24 protein-coding genes are annotated in these 19216 nt (G+C 63.2%); 15 read left to right on the top strand and 9 right to left on the bottom strand.

Annotated features, from left to right (window positions below; genetic code table 11):
* Position 1: 1 nt before the first annotated feature.
* Both ATY76_RS17100 and ATY76_RS17095 read right to left on the bottom strand, forming a co-directional pair.
* A complete protein-coding gene (locus ATY76_RS17100) occupies positions 2 to 889 on the bottom strand; it encodes a dihydrodipicolinate synthase family protein (protein WP_088675904.1) in 888 nt (295 codons plus the stop codon).
* A 43-nt stretch (positions 890 to 932) separates the two neighbouring features.
* Positions 933 to 1628 (bottom strand): GntR family transcriptional regulator, encoded by a 696-nt coding sequence (locus ATY76_RS17095; RefSeq protein ID WP_088675903.1) that lies wholly within the window; start codon positions 1626 to 1628, stop codon positions 933 to 935.
* A gap of 228 nt (positions 1629 to 1856) precedes the next feature.
* Between ATY76_RS17095 and ATY76_RS17090 the strand changes: the two genes are divergently transcribed.
* Genes ATY76_RS17090 through ATY76_RS33745 form a run of 3 tightly spaced genes read left to right on the top strand, consistent with a single transcriptional unit; the run spans position 1857 to position 2693 of the window.
* Complete coding sequence (locus ATY76_RS17090) at positions 1857 to 2045, top strand: hypothetical protein (protein ID WP_088675902.1); 189 nt, start codon at positions 1857 to 1859, stop codon at positions 2043 to 2045.
* Complete coding sequence (locus ATY76_RS17085) at positions 2042 to 2527, top strand: DUF2243 domain-containing protein (protein WP_088675901.1); 486 nt, start codon at positions 2042 to 2044, stop codon at positions 2525 to 2527. The genes ATY76_RS17090 and ATY76_RS17085 overlap by 4 nt, the downstream gene beginning before the upstream one ends.
* Positions 2520 to 2693, top strand: coding sequence for a hypothetical protein (locus ATY76_RS33745; RefSeq protein ID WP_190233670.1), 174 nt, complete (start codon positions 2520 to 2522; stop codon positions 2691 to 2693). Before ATY76_RS17085 ends, ATY76_RS33745 begins: the two co-directional genes overlap by 8 nt.
* Before the next feature lie 20 nt (positions 2694 to 2713).
* Here the strand turns inward: ATY76_RS33745 and ATY76_RS17080 are convergent, their stop codons facing one another.
* A complete protein-coding gene (locus ATY76_RS17080; RefSeq protein WP_088675900.1) occupies positions 2714 to 4021 on the bottom strand; it encodes a GGDEF domain-containing protein in 1308 nt (435 codons plus the stop codon).
* A 152-nt stretch (positions 4022 to 4173) separates the two neighbouring features.
* Here ATY76_RS17080 and ATY76_RS17075 point away from each other — a divergent pair, with 152 nt between their 5' ends.
* From ATY76_RS17075 to ATY76_RS17065, 3 genes are all read left to right on the top strand, one after another.
* Complete coding sequence (locus ATY76_RS17075; RefSeq protein WP_088675899.1) at positions 4174 to 5868, top strand: HWE histidine kinase domain-containing protein; 1695 nt, start codon at positions 4174 to 4176, stop codon at positions 5866 to 5868.
* The gene (locus tag ATY76_RS17070; RefSeq protein WP_088675898.1) at positions 5865 to 6221 is read left to right on the top strand and encodes a response regulator; all 357 of its coding nucleotides are present in this window, start codon (positions 5865 to 5867) and stop codon (positions 6219 to 6221) included. Before ATY76_RS17075 ends, ATY76_RS17070 begins: the two co-directional genes overlap by 4 nt.
* Positions 6222 to 6291: 70 nt before the next feature.
* Entirely contained in the window at positions 6292 to 6477 is a 186-nt protein-coding gene (locus ATY76_RS17065) for a hypothetical protein (RefSeq protein WP_088675897.1), read from the top strand.
* 47 nt (positions 6478 to 6524) lie between these two features.
* On the opposite strand, the gene ATY76_RS17060 is transcribed toward ATY76_RS17065, so the two are convergent.
* Complete coding sequence (locus tag ATY76_RS17060; protein WP_088675896.1) at positions 6525 to 7022, bottom strand: hypothetical protein; 498 nt, start codon at positions 7020 to 7022, stop codon at positions 6525 to 6527.
* A gap of 59 nt (positions 7023 to 7081) precedes the next feature.
* The gene (locus ATY76_RS17055; RefSeq protein ID WP_088675895.1) at positions 7082 to 7618 is read right to left on the bottom strand and encodes a GXWXG domain-containing protein; all 537 of its coding nucleotides are present in this window, start codon (positions 7616 to 7618) and stop codon (positions 7082 to 7084) included.
* Positions 7619 to 7740: 122 nt separating this feature from the next.
* Between ATY76_RS17055 and ATY76_RS17050 the strand changes: the two genes are divergently transcribed.
* Positions 7741 to 8604 (top strand): hypothetical protein, encoded by an 864-nt coding sequence (locus ATY76_RS17050; protein ID WP_088675894.1) that lies wholly within the window; start codon positions 7741 to 7743, stop codon positions 8602 to 8604.
* 24 nt (positions 8605 to 8628) lie between these two features.
* On the opposite strand, the gene ATY76_RS17045 is transcribed toward ATY76_RS17050, so the two are convergent.
* From ATY76_RS17045 to ATY76_RS17035, 3 genes are all read right to left on the bottom strand, one after another.
* Positions 8629 to 9555 carry a manganese catalase family protein gene (locus ATY76_RS17045; protein ID WP_088675893.1) on the bottom strand — a complete coding sequence of 309 codons (927 nt, stop codon included), beginning with the start codon at positions 9553 to 9555 and terminating at the stop codon, positions 8629 to 8631.
* A 90-nt stretch (positions 9556 to 9645) separates the two neighbouring features.
* A complete protein-coding gene (locus tag ATY76_RS17040) occupies positions 9646 to 10143 on the bottom strand; it encodes a metallophosphoesterase family protein (RefSeq protein WP_088675892.1) in 498 nt (165 codons plus the stop codon).
* 45 nt (positions 10144 to 10188) lie between these two features.
* Positions 10189 to 11010, bottom strand: coding sequence for a DUF1206 domain-containing protein (locus ATY76_RS17035; RefSeq protein ID WP_088675891.1), 822 nt, complete (start codon positions 11008 to 11010; stop codon positions 10189 to 10191).
* Between the two features lie 241 nt (positions 11011 to 11251).
* Between ATY76_RS17035 and ATY76_RS17030 the strand changes: the two genes are divergently transcribed.
* The 3 genes from ATY76_RS17030 to ATY76_RS17025 all read left to right on the top strand — a co-directional run bounded on the left by ATY76_RS17030 (position 11252) and on the right by ATY76_RS17025 (position 12447).
* On the top strand, positions 11252 to 11722 hold the full coding sequence (locus ATY76_RS17030) for an Hsp20 family protein (RefSeq protein WP_088675890.1): 471 nt from the start codon (positions 11252 to 11254) through the stop codon (positions 11720 to 11722).
* A 13-nt stretch (positions 11723 to 11735) separates the two neighbouring features.
* Entirely contained in the window at positions 11736 to 11879 is a 144-nt protein-coding gene (locus ATY76_RS33740; protein ID WP_176538994.1) for a hypothetical protein, read from the top strand.
* A gap of 91 nt (positions 11880 to 11970) precedes the next feature.
* Positions 11971 to 12447 carry an NUDIX domain-containing protein gene (locus tag ATY76_RS17025; RefSeq protein WP_088675889.1) on the top strand — a complete coding sequence of 159 codons (477 nt, stop codon included), beginning with the start codon at positions 11971 to 11973 and terminating at the stop codon, positions 12445 to 12447.
* On the opposite strand, the gene ATY76_RS17020 is transcribed toward ATY76_RS17025, so the two are convergent.
* On the bottom strand, positions 12431 to 13429 hold the full coding sequence (locus ATY76_RS17020; RefSeq protein ID WP_088676089.1) for a LacI family DNA-binding transcriptional regulator: 999 nt from the start codon (positions 13427 to 13429) through the stop codon (positions 12431 to 12433). The two genes, ATY76_RS17025 and ATY76_RS17020, sit on opposite strands and share 17 nt — an antisense overlap.
* Before the next feature lie 185 nt (positions 13430 to 13614).
* Here ATY76_RS17020 and ltnD point away from each other — a divergent pair, with 185 nt between their 5' ends.
* The 5 genes from ltnD to ATY76_RS16995 all read left to right on the top strand — a co-directional run bounded on the left by ltnD (position 13615) and on the right by ATY76_RS16995 (position 19038).
* Positions 13615 to 14514, top strand: a complete 900-nt coding sequence (gene ltnD / locus ATY76_RS17015) for an L-threonate dehydrogenase (protein WP_245309937.1) — start codon at positions 13615 to 13617, stop codon at positions 14512 to 14514.
* A 160-nt stretch (positions 14515 to 14674) separates the two neighbouring features.
* On the top strand, positions 14675 to 15661 hold the full coding sequence (gene denD / locus ATY76_RS17010) for a D-erythronate dehydrogenase (protein WP_088675887.1): 987 nt from the start codon (positions 14675 to 14677) through the stop codon (positions 15659 to 15661).
* Entirely contained in the window at positions 15658 to 16431 is a 774-nt protein-coding gene (locus ATY76_RS17005; protein ID WP_088675886.1) for an SDR family oxidoreductase, read from the top strand. Before denD ends, ATY76_RS17005 begins: the two co-directional genes overlap by 4 nt.
* 76 nt (positions 16432 to 16507) lie before the next feature.
* Positions 16508 to 17575 (top strand): sn-glycerol-3-phosphate ABC transporter ATP-binding protein UgpC, encoded by a 1068-nt coding sequence (ugpC, locus tag ATY76_RS17000; RefSeq protein WP_088675885.1) that lies wholly within the window; start codon positions 16508 to 16510, stop codon positions 17573 to 17575.
* Positions 17576 to 17733: 158 nt separating this feature from the next.
* Positions 17734 to 19038, top strand: coding sequence for an ABC transporter substrate-binding protein (locus tag ATY76_RS16995; RefSeq protein ID WP_088675884.1), 1305 nt, complete (start codon positions 17734 to 17736; stop codon positions 19036 to 19038).
* The last annotated feature ends 178 nt before the right edge of the window (positions 19039 to 19216 follow it).

The raw sequence follows: 19216 nt of genomic DNA, 5'->3' as shown, positions 1-19216 counted from the left end.
GTCAGATCGCTTCCCGCTCCATGAGCGCTTCGAGGGAACGCTTCAGCGCCGGAAGCTTTTCCGGAGCAAGCGCCCGCAGCGGCTTGCGCGGCACGCCGGCGCCGTAGCCGACCATATCGGCGGCGGCATAGACCGACTGCACGTAATCGCCTTCCCAGATCAGGCCCATTGCCGGCTCCAGGATTTTCCAGAGCGCCCGCACCTCATCCCACTTGCGCTCGGCCGCCGCCGCGACGAGCGCGACCGAGGTCTTCGGCGCGAAGTTCGCGCCGCCCCAGATCAGGCCGTCGCATCCGGCATAGAGCGCATAGGGAACGAGAGGATCGGCGCCGTTCATGACGAAACGGCCGGTGCGGATGAGTGCCGCCTGTTTTCCCAAATCGCCGCTGCTGTCCTTGACGGCTGAGAAGCCCGGGATTTGATTGAGCTTATCGAGAAGCTCCGGCGTGATGGCGACGCCGACCGCCTGGGGCACGTTATAGCCGATGACGGGAAGGCCCGCTCTGGCAACCTCTGCGTAGAAATCGAGAATGCCCTCATCGTCGGTCGGCCCTTCGAAGAAGGGCGGCAGCACCATGACGCCGTCGGCGCCGGCATCGCGGGCGCGCGTGGTCCGTTCTACGACGTCCTCAACGAGAAGCGCTGAAGTCTGGGCGATAACCCTGGCGCGGCCATTGACGATCTTCGCGCCACGGCGGACCAGCTCTTCGGATTCGGCCTTGGAGAGATAGACATGCATGCCGGTGCCGGAGCTGAACAGGAAGCTGCGGACGCCGGCTGCGAGATAGCGCTCGACATTGATTTCAAGCCGCCCGTAGTCGATGCGGCCGGCATCGTCGAACGGCGTGGTGATGGCGAGATTGAGTCCTGGAAAGGGAAAAGCGGTCATCGATGAAATCCCGTTGCGTTGGATGCTATTGTTCCTGGGCGGCTTAGAGCGTCGGTGCCTCCAGCCCTTCGGGGGCCGCGTACATGGCGATGTTGCGCCGTGACAATTCGATGTGGAGCCGCGCCAGCTCGCCCGAAGCTTCGGCGTCGCGCCGCTCGATGACCTCGATCATCTCGTCGTGCTGACCGCAGGCGAGCTCGAGTTCTTCCTGCATGCGCGGCGTGTTCGGATGCTGGTAGAAGATCTTGCCGATGCGGGCATGGTCGATCTGCAGGCGGCGCAGGCTCGGGACGACATAGACATTGTGGGCCATCTCGCCGATCTGGCGGTGGAACTGATCGTTCTGGAAGACCCGGCTTTCCACATCGCAGTCGTCCACCGCCTTGCGGAAGGCGCGCTGGATCTCCTTGAGAACCGAAAGCTCGGCCTTCGTCCGGTTCTCGGCCGCGAGCTTGTTGGCCGTGATATAGATCATCGGCGCAAGCAGGAAGAAATCGCGCAGCGACTGGTAGCTCATGGCGCTGACCCGGGCGGCGCGGTTCGTCTCGAGGTCGATATAGCCCTCACCCGCCATCTGCCGCATCAGCTCGCGCACCGGCGGGCGGGAAAGGCCGAATTCTTCGCTCAACGCTACTTCATCGAGGACCGCGCCCGGCGGCAGTTCCATGGTCAGGATGCGTCTGCGCAGCGCAAGTTCGAGACTCGCCTTGCGGTCGGGTCCAGCGATTTCGGGCATCATACCGCCTCCCTTCTATTATTCTTTTGATAGACATTAAGTAGACAACGCCGTCACGTCAAGCTTCAATGTCGGCTGGACCGGCCGAGCAGACGCCGGCACCCGTCTGGAGGGCAGTTCGTACAGAAAGTGCGATATCGAACGGAAACAAAGGGGAACCGGCTTTGTTAATGATGAACCCACGCAGGAACGTTTCCTTGTCGGGCGTGCATCCGCGACGGGAGCAGGAAAATGGACACAGCAACCCAGTGGGCATTTTTTCTCGGTGCGCTGACGTTGGCGAGCCGGATAGCGGCCGTTTTTGGAAGTGCGGAAATCGGCCGCCACCGGCAAAAGGCAGCGGAATATCTGACGTTCGGATTGAGCGCCGCCGCCTTCGTCTCGGCAGTCGCCATGGTCGCCTACCTGGTGATGCGATGACATCGATTACCAGGGTGAGCACTGACCGGAACTTTCCGCGGTCGTCGGGCATCCTGTTCGGCCTGGGGCTCGGCGGCTTTTTCGACGGCATCGTCTTTCACCAGCTGCTGCAGTGGCACCATATGTTCAGCGCCTGGTATTCGATCGATTCCGTCGAGAATCTCGAATTCAACACCTTCTGGGACGGCGTCTTCCATTCGGCGACGTATCTGTTTCTTCTCGCGGGCCTGTTCATTCTCTGGCGCGCCGCGCGCCGCCCGCATTTTCGCTGGTCGACCACGGAGTTGATCGGCGCGGTGCTTACTGGCTTCGGCCTGTTCAATCTCGTCGAGGGAGTGATCGACCACCACCTGCTCGGCATTCACCATGTCAACGAAACGGTCGACCAATCGGCGTGGCTCTACTGGGATATCGGCTTTCTGGTGTGGGGCGCAGTCATGCTTGCTGCCGGCTGGAATATGATCCGGAGGCCGTATGACTGATCGCAGTGCCTCTCTGCTTCGCGAATTCAGGGCCGCTGCCATCTGGGCAGCGTTCGCGCTGGGTTTCCTCTTCGCCACGCAGCCGGTCTGGGGCTCGCTTCTGTTCGGAGTGCAGATCTCGGCCGAAGACTATCTCTCGATCCGCTGTTTCGGTTTTACACCGTGATCGCAGCCGCGCCGCGATCCTCAGCCCTGGCGTCTCGCGGCAATCGGCTCGGACGGCGCGGCCTGGTGCTGGCGGCGGAAGACCGAGACCTGATTGCGTCCCGCTTCCTTGGCGCGATAAAGCGCCATGTCGGCCTCGTGCTGGAGATTGGCGAGCGAAATGTCGGTGTCGCGCACCGATTTCAGGGCGACGCCCACGCTCAGCGTCACCGAAGGGCCGACGCCGGACGACGGGTTCGGAAGGGCCGCGGCTTCCACGCTCTCGCGGATGCGAGTGGCAACCGCCACCGCCTCTTCTTCGTCGACATCGGGAAGCACGATCAAGAATTCCTCGCCGCCATGGCGCGAGACGAGATCGCGATCGGCGCGCACGCAGCTCTGGATGATGCCGGCGACTTTGACGAGGCAGCGGTCGCCTTCGCCATGGCCGAGCTTGTCGTTCAGCGCCTTGAAGTGATCGATATCGCACATCAGCATGGCCGCGGCGACGCCGGTGTCGCGGCCGCTCAGCCAGAGGCCTTCAAGGGTCTCCATCATCCAGCGCCGGTTGGCGATGCCCGTCAATGGATCGGTTCTGGCGAGCCGCTCCAATCGGGCGTTCGCATCGGCCAGTTCCGCGTTGCGGCGCTGATCCCGGCAGTCCAGGAGGAATGTCTTCTGCGCCAGGATGTTCATCGTTCGCCGGGCGACCACGGTGGCGATGATACCGCAGGAAAAGAACAAGGTCCCGGCGACGACGCTGCCGGCTTCCACGAGCGGATTGTACCACTGCAGGATAAAATAGAGGCTGAGGGCATAACAGGCGATCACGATCGTCCAGGCGAGCGGCACACTGAAGATGGTGATCGCGCTCGTGGCGACGAACAGCATGATGGTCAGGTGCCGCTCGTAGAATTCGCCTCCGGCAAAGACGCCGACGAGCGCGACCGACAGCAGAATGAGACACATGCCGCCGAGAAGCGATGCGCGCAGAACGGCGGCGGCGCGCGGCTTGCGCCAGATCAGGGCCGTGGCAATCGCCGCCGGCGGCAGAAGGCAGGCGGGAGCGACCATCGACAGCGCGACGTCACTGGGAAGCAGGAGAGCGTTCAGCGCCAGCGTCAGCACATCGACGAAGGCCACCCATGTCATCCAGGAGCGGATGACCTTCGACGTCTGGCGCCATGACCGTTCCTCAAACCGACCGCGAAGATCGCCCGTCAGGCGGATATCGCGGGTCCGGCCCGACAATAGGCGCTCGACTTCATTCGCCATCGCGGCAGTCAGCGGCCGCGGCGAGAAAGACCCGGCTGCAGAACCTTCGGAGGAAGTGTTCTTGGCATCGTTCATCCCCCCATTATCTAGCCGCGATCGGAAGCGCGGCAAGGCTCGCGCGAAAACGTTCGAATGCGTACGTTGATATTTTGTAAACAAGATTCCGCGTGTGATCCGTGCGGGATCGTTCCGATCATGCTACCAACCCTCTTGCGAGAGGAGACGGGATGAGACTCAAGCTTGTTGCAGTTGCGGTCGCGGCGCTGGCGCCTGTCGTCGCGATGCTCGCCTATAACGAGGTAGCGCTGCGCCACGAACGCAACCAGGAAGTCCGCGCCTCCGCGGCGCAGGCGGCAAGACAGGCATCCTCGGAAGTCGAGCGGATCGTCGAAGGCCTGCACGCCCTTCTCGTTTCGGTCTCCGCCATGCCGTCCGTCCGGAATCTTGACGTCGGTCCCTGCAGTGAGGCCCTGAAATCCGTCGCCGAAAGCATTCCGAACATCCGCACCATCTTCGTCGTCGGGCTCGACGGCCGGCCGATCTGCGGCAGCATGCCCTTTCCCGACGGCGTGGTGTTTTCCGATCGCGACTATTTCCAGGAGGCGCTGAAGACCAGGAATTTCGCCGTCGGCAGCTATTCGCTGAGTCGCCTTTCCGACAAGCCGGTCCTGCCGCTCGCCATGCCGTTGATGGAAGGCGAGACCGTCAAGGCGCTCATTGTCAGCGGCATCCGGCTGGACTGGCTGCAGAACCGCATCACCGAGCGCGGTGTGGCGCCGGGCAATGCGGTGACGATCGCCGACGGCAAGGGAATCATTGTGGCGCGCGTGCCCCTTCCCGAGCAGTTCGTCGGCACCGCGATCCCTGAAGAATATCAGCGCCTCGTGCATGCCGAACAGCCCGATGTGATTGAGGTCATGAGCCAGGACGGGACCGAGCGGATTCTCGGCTATCGCCCGATAGCGCTGCCCTCCAGCCCTCTCTATGTCAGCGCCGGCTTTTCGAAGCCCGAGGCTTTCGCGCCGATCAACCGGGCGACGCTGACGAACACGCTCGCCATCATCGGCGGCGCGCTGTTTTCCTTTGCCGCCGCGATCATCATCGGCAACCGCTTCATCCTCGTGCCGATTTCGCGGATCGCCGAGGTGATGGAGAAGTGGCGCAGCGGCGAGACGACGGCGCGAACCGGTATGACGGGGCCGGACGAGCTCGATGTCGTCGGCGCCACCTTCGATCGGCTGCTCGACGAGCTGGATGAGCGAAGGCGCCGGAACGAAGAGGCGGAGGAGGAGCGCATCCTTCTCGTCCGCGAGCTGGCCCACCGGGTCAAGAACGGCTTCACCCTGGTTCAGGCGATTGCTCGCCAGACCTTCTCGCGCTCCGATCCGGAAAGGTACAATTCCTTCGCCGAAAGGCTTGCGGCGCTCGCCGGCACTTATGACCTCATCCTGTCGCGCGAGGGCTCGGCCTCGCCCGTCCGAGAGATCGTCTCGGCAGCCCTCAGGGCGCATGTCGCCTCGGAGGCGGAACGCATCCGCCTCGACGGGCCGGAAGTGGTTCTGCCCGCCGATATCGCCTTGCCGCTTTCCCTGGTGATCCACGAACTCGCGACCAATGCGACGAAATATGGGAGCCTCGGAAGCGAGGATGGAACCGTCGCCATCGAATGGAAATACGAGAACGGGCGCGTGCTTCTGCTATGGACGGAATCCGGCGGGCCGCCGGTCTCGGCGCCGACGAAAAGGGGGTTCGGCTCCGTGCTGATAGAGCGCGCCTTTCCTGCGAAGGCGCAGGCGCGGTCGCGCTCCGACTTCAGACCGGAAGGCCTTGCCTTCGAAGTTATATTCTCGGCGGCGGAACCTGCGGCGAAGGGGGAAGTTGAAAGTTCAGATAGGGATATGGTGCATTCGAGCAAAACATGAAAACCAAGGTAGTCGTGGTAGAGGACGAGCCCCTGCTGCTCATGATGGCGGTCGAAATCGTCGAGGAGGCCGGCTTCGAGGCGCTTGAAGCGCGCGATGCCGACGAGGCCCTTCACCTCCTCGAGACGGTCCCCGGCATCCGGATCCTGTTGACCGATATCGACATGCCGGGAAGCATGGACGGGCTGAAGCTGGCGAGGGCCGTGCGCGACCGCTGGCCGCCGGTGGAAATCATCGTCGTGTCCGGCATGAAGCAGCCCGACGTCGATGAATTGCCGGAGCGCGGCATCTTCTTCCCGAAACCCTATGACGGCAGAAAGCTCTGCGACGCGCTCGTCCGGATGGCGGCCTAGCAAATGCGGACGGCATGCATCCTTTTGGAATCTGGCGCGTTTTGCCTGCTCCAACAGCAAGGAGACGATCATGTCCAAACGTGAGCTCATAGATACCGGCACCGACAAGCGCTACGTGCGCCGCGACGATCAGGGCCGTTTCAAGGAATCCGACGATGTCGGCCGTTCGTTGTCCGCGGACAAACGGCGCGAGGCAAAGAGCGACGCGAAGCCCGGCGAAGGCGACCGCGGCGACCATTCTGCGAGAAAACACTGAAACCACCCGGAGCAGGCGTTACCGGACGCCGCTCCGGAATTCGGACCTTATGGGCGCTGCAGGTCGATGCGGCTGGTCACGACCGACCGGCCCGAAAGCAGATCCTTGTCGACCGTCTGCAGCCGAAGTTTATTCTGACCGACTTTCTCGATCATCAGCATTGCCTTGCGGTCGCCATTGACCACGCGCGCCCAGGTGACATCCAGGTTCAGCCTGTCGCCCCGCCTGCTGCCGATGAGCCTGGACGGCTGGCCCGACGGGCCGATGTAATTGCCGGAATAGCGCTGGCCCGAGGCCTTGACGTTGGCCGAGAACGTCCTGACGAAAACCGCAAGCCCGCGGCACTTGCCGTTCATCGAAACTGCGGACTGGCTGGCGTCCGATTTCAAGGTGCAGGAGACGTTGAAGTTCGTGCCGCCGATCTTGGTGAGGACCATTCCAGTCCCGCTCCAATCGCCGGCCAGAGACTTCAGAAACCCTGCATCCTGCCCGTGGGCGGGCAGAGAGCAAAGCGAAAGCAAAGTGGCGATCAGCACGGCACGCATGACATCCCCCTTGGTTGCGTGCGTTGAAAACAGATTGGCATGGCAGATTGTTCCCTGCTTTACCTGTCCCGCGGCCGCGAGGCGGCATCGACCCTCCGGAGTTTGAAGAAGTAGCGCCTGATGTCCCCTCGCACGCACATCATGCCGGCAAGTTCATCCTCGCATATTCTGCGAAAATAATCGACGATCGGCTGCCTGTCGTAGATCATTGCGGCGGTGGCGGCATCTTCCAAGGTCTGGAGCTTCAGCGATGCGGTCGTGCCTCGTGCGCGGCAGGCCTTCTGCAGATAGGAGAACCCGCTGCGGGCGATGGCCGTCCGGCCGAAGGGCGCCGCCCTGATCGCAAGCCCGATCGGAAAGAAGCCGGGCTCGATCGCCACCAGCCGGCCCGGCCGCCATTGAAAGAGCAGCGCGTCGGCGCGCATATCCGCGTGGAAACGCTTGCCGAACCAGCCGAGATTCTCCAGCACGCCGTCAAGCGGGTGACCCGAAGGGATGCCGGCGCCTTTCCAAAGGCCAAGCATTTCGGCCGGCTGGACCGGCTCCAGCGACCGGAACCAGGCTGCCCTCTCATCCTGCAACGCAGCGCTTTTCATCGATCATCCCTAGCCCTACCATCGGATCATAGGTAGATCTGCCTTTGCCGGCCCACAAGCCGCCGGCTGTTTTCATCGCTTGGCGAGGGCAACTCCTTGGGGGAGGTGTTCGTTTCAACCGCATGAGCACGGATGACGTTCCAATCTCCGAAGACGAAGCGCCTGTCGAGACGGTCTCCTTCCCCTTCGACCGAATGACCGTGCAGCGCTTCCGCGAGACCTTTCCCCGCGCACGCTGGAACGACGCGCTTGGCGCATGGACGGTTCCCGGCAAGACGGCCCGGCGGCGCATCGACCACTGGCTGGCGCACGAAGCCGCGCGCACCGATCTGTTCGCCACAGAGAAGGGACGGGACGCCTATGCCTTCGAGCCGATCCTCAGCCCCTATCTCGACGTCATCAAGACCGGTTTCCGCATCCGGACACCCTTCTCGCGAACCGTTGTCGACGAGTTGCGCCAGGTGCCCTTCGCCCGATGGAACGGCGAACTGCGCGTCTGGGAGGTTCCCTTCGCCTCCTATGACGAGCTCCAGCATCGCTGGGACGCGATCGAGGCCGCGGCGCAGCGGGCCGAGCCGGAAGAGCGCCGCAAACGCGCCGAAGCGCGTAAAGGCACAGAGGAAGAGGCGAAGGCCAAGAGCCGCTCGGCCGAGCGCAAACGCCGCCGCGTGCCGGTGCCGGCTGACGATCTTCCGCCGCTCGAACGCCCGGTGGCGACGAGCGCTTACGGGATCGTCGTCATCACCGACGTGACTGGCGAAATCGTCGATCCCGATCCGGTCCGCGAGTTCTATCCCGGTCTCGGCCACGATCATGTCTGGGCCAATTGGCGGCTGCCGACTCTGGAAGAACTCGTCCACACCTGGCCGGCCAAGACCGTGGCCGGCGAACATGACCGCAAGCGCGGCTGGTGGCAGCCTGACATCGAGGAACTCAGGGAGGCCAGGCGGACGGCGCGGTCGCGGGAGCGGAGAAAGTCCCGCTGACGCGACCTGCCGGGCGCCGCCGGCTCACCGGGACTTCTTGTAGAGCTTCTCGGCGATCTCGAACATCTCCTCGGGAGCGTAATCCGGCGTGAAGGCGGAGGGCACGCCGACGAGCTGGTGGATCTTGCCGCCTTCCGGCATGCCCTCGACGACTTCGAGCTCGCCTGGCGGATCATCGGGAAGCGCCACCTCGTCATTGCTCCAGATGCCGGCGATCTCCTTGTAATCGTTCGGGCTCCAGGTGTAGAGGCGGCGATGCGATCCCTCGTCGAGATATTTCTGCGCCTCCGGAATATTGGCGAGCGGAATGTTGGGGCAGGGGAGGAACTTCTCGATCTCGACGCCGGTGATCTTCTTCAGGGCAAGCGCGTAAGCATGCGCGTGCACGGAGCCCCGGACGAGCAGATAGCCGCAGACTTCACGCCCCGTCGGGTCTGTGACGGTCTCGTAGACCCTGAGCTTGTGGAGCCGCGCCCCGCATTCCAGATGGAAATTGTGCAAGAGGTCGAAGACGATGTTGCCGGTGGTGGTAATGAAGTCGTTGTTCCACGAAGCGCCGTTGCTGTTGACCGGCATCGCGCCGCCGCCGCCCGACAGGAAGCTTGCGGCAAGGCGGATATCCGCCATGTCCGCGAACGGCGCGTCGGAAATGTCACCGCCATCGCCGGCGTCGCCGTCGGGCTTGTCGGGACCGTTGGCGAGCATGGCGACGCCGTTGCTGACCAGTTCGACATGGCCGAGCTCCTCCGCCGTGATGCTGGCAACAAGGCTATAGAACGGCCGGAGCTTCGATTTGGAGCGGAAGTTGAAGCTTTGGAACATGTAGTTGCCGAGCGTCGACATCTCGCCGTATTTGCCACCCAGCAGTTCCTGGAGGGCTGCGGCCGCGTTCGGGTCGGCCGCCTTCGGCGCCGGCAATTCCGCCTGCAATTGATCCACGCGCATGAACATCGGGAAGCTCCTTTGGTTGGAAAACGTCCAAACCTCGCTCGGCTTCGACGGTTCCCGTGGCTCCCGCGTATTCTTCGTCTACGATTTGGCCTATTGCGACGGCTTCACCGACAACAGCGTTTCCAGCGACACCGGCCGTAACCCTTGAGCATCGACACCGACATCGTATTGCCGGGGCAAAGGCTTCAGGCGGCCATGGGAATGGCCGTGCAGGTTGAGCGATTTCTTGCCCATCTTGTTCCAGGTGCGGAACGGGTAGTGGCAGAGGACGAGCAGCTGATCGTCGAGCGTCATCTCGTGGTAGTGCTGGACGCTCGTCCAGCCCGTCGCTTCCGTCGTCGTCTGCGGATCGTTGTTGCCGATGATCAGGTGCTTTCGCCCGTTCAGCATGGAAAGAAGCTGGTCGCAGTCGCCGCCGCGGGAAGACATGAAGTCGCCGAGATGCCAGATATCGTCCTCAGGCCCGACGACCTCGTTCCAATAGCGTATCAGGGTGACGTCGTGGGAGGCCATGTCGGAAAAAGGGCGCCGGTCGATCCTGAGGATGCGCGGATCTGCGAAGTGGGTATCGCTGGTGAAATAGATCATCCGACAGAGATGGGGCGCTCGGCGCGGTTGAAAACCCGCCCCTTGCTAATGACCGGGCCTCGGAATCGACTGCTTGACGTCGTCAAGCGACGGGCCGCGGACGATGCGGTAGCGCGCTTCGACCAGATTGTAGATGCCGAAGGCCGCCAGTCCGGCCGCGACGACGATGTAGAGGATGGAGCCGAAAGGAAGCTGCCTCACCCAATCCAGGGCATCGGCCATGCTGCCGGCCTGCTGCGGATCGACGCGAAAACCGGCATAGGCGAAGAAGATGCCCATGATCGCGAACACGAGGCCGCGCGCGACGAGCCCATATATGCAGATCAGGGTCACGACGCCGCTGCTGTCGGCGAGCTTGAGGTAGCGCTCGAACTTCTTGGTGAGGCCTTTGGCCGCGGTTACGACCCCGCCGATGATGAAGCCGAGGCCGACCGCGATGGCCAGGTAGGCGCCGAAGGGTTGCGACATGATCCAACCGGCCAAACCCTTCTCGCCCGAGCCTTCGCCCCCGCCGCCGCTGAAGAGCGCGTGCCCCAGCGCATATCCCGCCAGCCCGAGATAGGTGACGGCGCTGCCGAAAAGGACCGTGCGGATGGCGATCGCCTTGGCGTCGCTGCCATGGCCGTCGCTGTCGGCCAAGGATTGCGCCAGGCGCCAGGCGACGAAACCGAGAAGGCCAAGGCCGATCAGCCCCACCCAGGCGCGGCCGAAAGGCTGTCCCAGAAGCGTCGACAGCGCCGATTTCGTTTCCGGCCGGCCGCCGGCGATGCCGGAAAAGAGCGCGAGACCCGCAATCAGCAGGAAGACGACGCCGCGCGCGACATAACCGCTCTTGGCAAGCAGCTCGAAACGAAATCCTTTGGGCATGATATTCTCCGCGCATCGCCGTGATCGTCATCACTAACGCGCCACCGCGCCGAAAGTTTTCGAAGATCGGCCCGCCGCGAGGAGCTTTCCGCCCCGCCTCAAAAAAATTTTTTGAAACCCTCTTGAACCGAAAAATCTCAAAAACCAGATCATTCGTGTCGGCAGCCCAATGGGGGCCGATCATAGGAGACGCGAGTTTCCGACGCGTCTCCAGTCATCTCGCTTTAAGGAGGATTTGGCTATGAGAAACGACTTCGACTTCGCACCGCTCTATCGGTCCAGTATCGGCTTCGACCGTGTCTTCAATCTCCTCAACAACGCGCAGCGCCTGCAGGCCATCGACGCCTGGCCGCCCTACGACATCGTCAAGATCGGCGAGGATGAATACCGCATCACCATGGCGGTGGCCGGTTATGCCGATGCCGATCTCGACCTCACGCAGGAGCGCAACGTGCTTGTGGTGAAAGGTCACAAGGCCGAGGAGAAGCAAGGCGAATATCTGCATCGCGGCATTGCCGGCCGCGCTTTCGAGCGCCGCTTCGAGCTCGCCGACCATGTTCGCGTCGAAAACGCTTCGCTGACGAACGGTCTGCTCTCCGTCACGCTGAAACGGGAAGTTCCGGAAGCGATGAAGCCGCGCAAGATCGCCATCGGAGACGGCTCCTTTCAACAGGCGCCTCTTCAGATCGAAGCCGAGCGTCAGGTGGCTTAAGGAGGTTTTGGGCATGAAGTCCAGGATCCGCAAGCCCTTCCTGGTCGAAATCAGGAAACGTCGCGGCAAGCCGGCGATTGGCAGCCACAGAGGTCCCATCGCCAAGCTGCTCGAGAAGCTGAGCACCGCTACCCCGGCGCCGGCTGCACGCAGCTAAGGCGGCGCAAGTCAGAAATGAAGGAGGGCCGGCCAGCGTCGGCCCTCCTGTGCTTGGAATAAGAACGTCATCCCCGACCCAGGAGTTGCCGATGCCGGTCCGTAGCGCCGGGCTTCTCGTCTACCGGCTTCCTAAGACGGGGCTGGAGGTGCTGCTCGTGCATCCCGGCGGTCCTTTCTGGGCAAGGAAGGACGAAGGCGCCTGGTCTATCCCGAAGGGGCTGATTGAACCGGGCGAAGACGAGCTGTCGGCAGCGATCCGCGAGACGCGGGAGGAGCTTGGTTTCGATATATTGGGAGATTACGCCCCGCTTGGCGAATACCGCCAGCCCGGCGGGAAAATCGTGGTCGTCTGGTCGGTGCAGGCGGATCCGGCATTGGACGTCGATAAGATCACAAGCTCGGAATTCCAGATGGAATGGCCGCCGAGATCGGGGCGCCTGCAGAATTTTCCCGAGGTCGATCGAGCCGGGTGGTTTTCCATCGCCGAGGCGGCGCTCAAAATCCTGAAAGGTCAGGCGGCGATGCTCGCGGATCTCGTGGCCCAGAGATCTAGCCGACCCCGGTGATCTCGGGGTGGAAGGCGATGATCTTCTCGGGAGGCGGGCTTCCATCACCGCGGCTTGCGGAAAGCAGAAGTTCGGCGGCGGCCTCGCCCATCTGGCGGCGCGGCGAGATCGAGGTGGCGATCCTGATCGGCAGGGCGCGGGCGACCTCGAGCCCGTTGAAGCCGGCGATCAGTATGTCGCGGGGACTGGAAACCCCGAGCTCGAGGCAGGCGAAGGCGCCGCCGGTCGCCATGTCGTCGCTCGCATAATAGATGCAATCGAGGTCGCGGGTCGCCGCCAGCATGGAGAGCGTCAACTGCTTGCCATGCGCGATCGAGGAATAGGACGAATCGATCCGCTCATGCGCGAAGGAGAGACCGCTTTCGCGCAGCACCTTTTCGAAGCCGGCCTTGCGCTTTCCTGCCCGCAAGTCCCTGTCGAGCGCGCTGCCGATATAGCCGAACCGCCGCCGTCCGGCCGAAAGCAGCGCCGCCGCCATCTCCTCTCCCGCCTTGCCATGCGAAAGCCCGACATTGAAATCGACCGGCGTGCCGTCGAGATCCATCAGCTGGATGACGGGAATATCGGCATGCTGCAGCATCCGCACCGTTTCCGCCGGCTGGTCGAGGCCGGTGACGACGATCGCAGCCGGCCGCCAGGAGAGCATGTCGCGGATAATCTCGCGCTCCTTCGCCATGTCGTAATCGGAAATGCCGAAGACCGCCTGCATGCCGGAACCCTGCAAGCCGGCGGAAATGCCCTCCAGCATCTCGGGAAAGACGATGTTCGACATGCTGGGAACGACGACGGCGACGAGGTTCGTCCGCTGCGACGACAGCGAGAGCGCCAGCCGGTTGCCGACATAGCTCAGCCGCTCCGCCTCCTGCAGCACTTTTTCACGGGTTTCCTTGGAAACGTCGGCTGCGCCGCGAAGCGCCCGCGATACCGTCATCTTGCTGACGCCGGCCGCGGCGGCAATCTCTTCCAGTGTGGATTTGCGCATCCCGATGGATCCTGTCGTCGCACAGCCGCCCAAGCAGCACGATAAATTCATAGGCCTTTTTTCCGAAAAAGGAAAACACCCGGCACTTGACATAACTGACAAAAATGGGGCTTGTTACCGATACCGGTATCGATAACACCACCGGAACAACTTGTGTGGCATCCGGGAGAAGAGCCGTGCAGGACATGAAGAAATCAGCAGTCATTGGTCTCGGCTCGATGGGCTGGGGCGCGGCCCGCTCGCTTCTGAGGGCAGGCTTCACCGTCGGCGGATGCGACGTCCGTCCAGACGTGCTGCAGCGCTTTTTAGAAGCGGGCGGCAAAGCCTGCGACACGCCGGCAGCCGCCGCTCAGGATGCGGCAACCGTCTTCGTCTACGTCGTCAACAGCGCCCAGGTCGAGCACGTGCTTTTCGGCCCGCAAGGCGCGCTGGAAACGGCCGCCGCCGGCACCGTCTTCCTGCTTTGCACCACCATGGCGCCAAGCGCCACGATCGCCATTTCCGAGCGCCTGGAGGCAGCCGGCATGCTGGTCGTCGACGCGCCGGTTTCCGGCGGCCACGTCAAGGCGCTTTCCGGCGAGATCACCGTCATGGCCTCTGGCTCGAACGAGGCTTTCGAGCGCGCCGGCGCGGCCCTCGACGCCGTATCGGCCAAGGTCTTCCGGCTCGGCGACCGGCCCGGCCCCGGCTCCCAGGTGAAGATGATCAACCAGCTTCTGGCCGGGGTCCACATCGCCGCCACGGCGGAAGCGATGACGCTCGCGGCCAAGACAGGCATCGACCTCAGGACGCTCTACGACGTCCTGCGCGTTTCGGCCGGCTCGTCGTGGATGTTCGAAAACCGCGGCGAACATATCGTCGAGGGCGACTACACGCCCCGCTCCGCCGTCGACATCTTCGTCAAGGATCTCGGCATCGTCCGCTCTGAAGCCGAGCGGACCGGGGGCGTGACACCGCTTGCGGCAACGGCTCTCGCCCTCTTCAAAGAGGCATCCGAGGCAGGCCTCGGGCGCGAGGACGATGCGGCAGTGGCAAAGATCCTGGCGAAGAAATGCGGCGCCACATTGCCCGGCATGGAAGGCTGAGCCCTGATGAAAATCCTGTTCGGCCGGAAGCCCGTCGACAAAGGAGACTGCGTGCATCCTGCCGACGCGATCTTCTGCCCTATATGCGCAGACGCAAGGGCGATGCGACGAACGGCGCGAACTTGACTGAAGACACCGGCCGACGGGAGGAAGAGCCGATATGCATGTGATGATTTTGGGCGCGGCGGGCATGGTCGGCCGCAAGCTGGTCGAGAAGATCGCGCGCGAGCCGATGGCTTTCGGCCGGCCCGTCACCCGGCTGACGCTGGCGGACGCCTTTCAGCCGCAAGTTCCGGAAACGCTTCGGCCCCTCTCGACGGCGCTGATCGTCGATCTTGCCGCTTCCGGCGCGGCCGACAGGCTGATCGAGGGCCGGCCGGACCTGATCTTCCATCTCGCCGCCATCGTCTCGGGAGAGGCGGAAGCGGATTTCGACAAGGGTTACGCCGTCAATCTCGACGGCACACGCGCTTTGTTCGATGCGATCCGCCAGGCGGGCATGACGAGCGCCTATGTACCGCGCCTCGTCTTCGCCTCCTCGATCGCCGTCTTCGGAACGCCGTTCCCGGAAGTCATTCCGGACGAATTCTTCACCACGCCGCTGACGAGCTACGGCACGCAGAAGGCGATCGCCGAACTGCTGCTTTCCGATTATTCCCGCCGCGGCATTTTCGACGGCATCGGCATCCGGCTGCCGACCATTTGCGTGCGTCCCGGCGCCCCCAACAAGGCGGCATCGGGTTTCTTCTCCAACATTCTGCGTGAGCCGCTGGTCGGCAAGGAAGCCATCCTGCCGGTCAGCGACAGCGTCCGGCACTGGTTTGCGAGCCCGCGTGCGGCCGTCGGCTTCTTCGTCCATGCCGCGACGATCGATACGGCAAGGATCGGCGCGCGGCGCAACCTCACCATGCCTGGCCTTTCCGCGCTGGTCTCCGAAGAGATCGAAGCCTTGCGCCGGGTCGCCGGCGACAAGGCGGTCGCGCTGATCAAGCGCGTGCCCGATCCTCTGATCGAGCGCATCGTCGCCGGCTGGCCGACTCAGTTCGATGCGGAGAGAGCGTCTTCGCTCGGCTTCAAGGCGGAGACGAGCTTCGACGAAATCCTGAAAGTCCATATCGAGGATGAACTCGACGGGAGGATCGCATGAGCATATCGGCCAGCGGAAAGGCAAGGATCGCGCTTGTCACCGGCGGCGGCACCGGCGTCGGGCGCGCCATATCGCGGGGGCTCGGCGCTGCCGGCTACACGGTCGTCATATCAGGGCGGCGGGCCGACGTGCTTGAGAAGGCCGCAGGCGAGCTTGGCAGCGAAACCGGGGCGGAGTTCTTCGCGGTTTCCGCCGATGTCGGCAATCCGGACTCCGTTCGCGGCCTCTTCGATGCGATCGCGGAAAAATACGGGCGGCTCGATCTCCTGGTCAACAATGCCGGCGTCACCGTGCCTGGTGTGGCGCTGGAAGAGGTCTCCTTCGAGCAGTGGAACGCCATCGTCGCGGCCAATCTCACCGGCGCCTTTCTCTGCACCCAGCAGGCCTTCCGGCTGATGAAGAGCCAGAGCCCGCGCGGCGGGCGCATCATCAACAACGGCTCCGTCTCCGCTACGACGCCGCGTCCGAATTCCGCGCCTTACACGGCAACGAAGCACGCCATCACCGGGCTGACCAAATCCACCGCTCTCGACGGGCGCGAATTCGACATCGCCTGCGGCCAGATCGATATCGGCAATGCCGCAAGCGACATGACGACGAAGATCGCCGCCGGCGTACTGCAGGCAAACGGCAGCATCGCCGCCGAAGCGACGATCGACCCGGCGCATATTGCCGATGCGGTCGTTTACATGGCGGGCCTGCCGCTCGGCGCCAATGTGCTGACGATGACCGTCATGGCGACGAAGATGCCTTTCGTCGGGCGAGGGTGAGACGGCGGGCTGCCGCCCGCCAAAAGCGACATAGATACAGTGCTTGCGTAATGCTCATGATCTGGGAGGAGGGAGTATGGCAAACGTTCAATTCGCGGATGTCCGGAAATCATTCGGCGCGCATCCCGTCATCAAAGGGGTGGACATCGATATCGCCGATGGGGAATTCGTCATCCTCGTCGGCCCCTCGGGCTGCGGCAAATCCACGCTTCTCAGGATGCTGGCCGGGCTCGAAAACATTTCCGGCGGCGAGATCAAGATCGGCGGGCGCGTCGTCAACACGCTGCCGCCGAAGGACCGCGACATTGCCATGGTGTTCCAAAACTATGCGCTCTACCCGCATATGACGGTGGAGCAGAACATGGGCTTTTCGCTCATGCTCAACAAGGCGCCCAAGGCGGAAGCCGAAAAGCGGGTGAAATATGCCGCCGGCATCCTCGGCCTCGACAAGCTGCTCGACCGCTATCCGCGCCAGCTTTCCGGCGGCCAGCGCCAGCGTGTCGCCATGGGCCGCGCCATCGTGCGCGATCCTGAAGTCTTCCTGTTCGACGAGCCGCTCTCCAACCTCGATGCGAAATTGCGCGTCGCCATGCGCGCCGAGATCAAGGAACTGCATCAGCGCCTGAAGACGACGACCGTCTACGTCACCCATGACCAGATCGAGGCGATGACGATGGCCGACAAGATCGTCGTCATGCATGACGGCATCGTCGAGCAGATCGGTTCGCCGCTCGAGCTTTACGACCGTCCCGCCAATCTCTTCGTCGGCGGCTTCATCGGCTCGCCGGCAATGAACATGATCCATGGCAGGCTCGATCCCGAAAACGCCACGCAGTTCGTCGCGGCCAACGGCACCCGGCTGCCGGTCGCCAATCCGCTGGCAAGTGCGGTGGGCCGCGAGCTCGTCTACGGGCTGCGCCCCGAATACATCTCGCTCGACCCCAACGGCTTGCCGGCCGAAATCGTGGTGATCGAGCCGACCGGCTACGAGACGCATCTGACCGTCCGCCTCGGCGGCAGCGAGGTCAGCTGCGTCTTCCGCGAGCGTGTCGATGCGCGCCCGGGCGAAGCGATCCGCGTGGCGATCGACGCCAAGCATGTTCATCTCTTCGATGCCGAAGGCGGCAGGAGATTGACCGACTGATGCCATCTGGCGGCCGCACGGGAGAGGAGGAGTCTTCCCGGCCGCCGGAGCGCAAGCGTTCCCCGGAGCCTGCTCTCCCGGAAATGCCAGGCCGCCGTTCACCAGCGGGAGGTGGACGCCGGAGAATTGCTCCCGCTGTTTCAATGAGGAGGAATCTCATGACGATCAAGAGACGTGAATTTCTTGCCGCATCGGCAGCCGTTGCCGGTGTCGCCGGTCTTGGCATCAAGCCATCCTTTGCACAGGCCGAGCCGACCTACACGCCGGAAAGCGGCGCGAGCCTCAGGCTGCTGCGCTGGACGCCGTTCGTAAAGGGCGATGAGGATGCGTGGATCGCCAATACCAAGAAATTCACCGAAGCCACAGGCGTGGAAGTGCGCATCGACAAGGAGAGCTGGGAGGACATCCGTCCGAAGGCAGCCGTTGCCGCCAATGTCGGCTCCGGCCCCGATCTCATCATGTGCTGGTTCGACGACGCCCACCAATATCCGGACAAGCTGGTCGATCTTACCGAACTCGGCAACTATCTCGGCAACAAGTACGAGGGCTGGTACGACGGCGTGAAAGGCTACGCCACACGCGATGACAAGTTCATCGCCATGCCGCTGACGGCGATCGGCAATGCCGTCGTCTATCGCGACAGCCACGTGAAGGCCGCCGGTTTCAACGAATTCCCGAACGATACCGCGGGCTTCCTCGAACTCTGCAAGGCGATGAAGGCAAAGGGCACGCCCGCTGGCTTCCCGCACGGCAAGGCGGTCGGCGACGGCAACAACTACGCCCATTGGCTGCTCTGGAGCCATGGCGGCAAAATGGTCGACGAAGGCGGCACGGTGACGATCAACAGCCCCGAGACGCTGGCTTCGATCAACTATGCCAAGGAACTCTACGCGACCTTCATTCCGGGCACGGAAAGCTGGCAGGACGTCAACAACAACCGCGCCTTCCTTGCCGGCCAGGTATCGCTGATCGCCAACGGCGTCTCCGTCTATTACACGGCGAAGAACGATCCGAAGCTCGCCGAGATCGCCAAGGACATCCGCACGACCAACTTCCCGGTCGGACCGGTCGGCAAGAGCGTCGAGCTTTGCCAGACGAGCTCGCTGCTTCTTTTCAAGCACAGCAAATATCCTGAAGCGGCCAAGGCCTACATCAAGTTCATGATGGAAGCCGACCAGATGAATGCCTGGATCCAGGGCTCCAGCGCCTATTGCTGCCAGCCGCTCAAGGCCTTCGCCAAGAACCCGATCTGGACTGCCGATCCTGTTCACGCGCCCTATGCGCGCGCCTCGGAAAAGCTGCGCCCGAACGGCTATGCCGGCCCGCTCGGCTATGCCTCGGCCGCCACCATGGCCGACTATGTGCTGGTCGACATGTACGCTGCCGCCGTCACCGGCCAGAAGTCGCCGGAAGACGCGATGAAGGAAGCCGAACGCCGGGCGAACCGCTACTACCGCGTCTGACCCGGAGCCGAGGCTTGCGGCATGCCCGATACCGGCATGCCGCATCTCCTCCAAAGCGCGTCGGATCAGATCTGATCCATGCACCGCGCTTTGGTTCCTTGTTTTATGCATGTCGTTATCCCGGAACCGCAGCACACTTCCGGGCGACATGCATCAGGACTGACTGCAATCTGGAGAC

It is taken from the genome of Rhizobium sp. R339 (assembly GCF_002211395.1).
In the GTDB taxonomy this organism is placed as follows: Bacteria; Pseudomonadota; Alphaproteobacteria; order Rhizobiales; family Rhizobiaceae; genus Rhizobium.
Note: the sequence above shows the minus strand (reverse complement) of the source record. Positions and strands in the feature narration are given on the sequence as shown.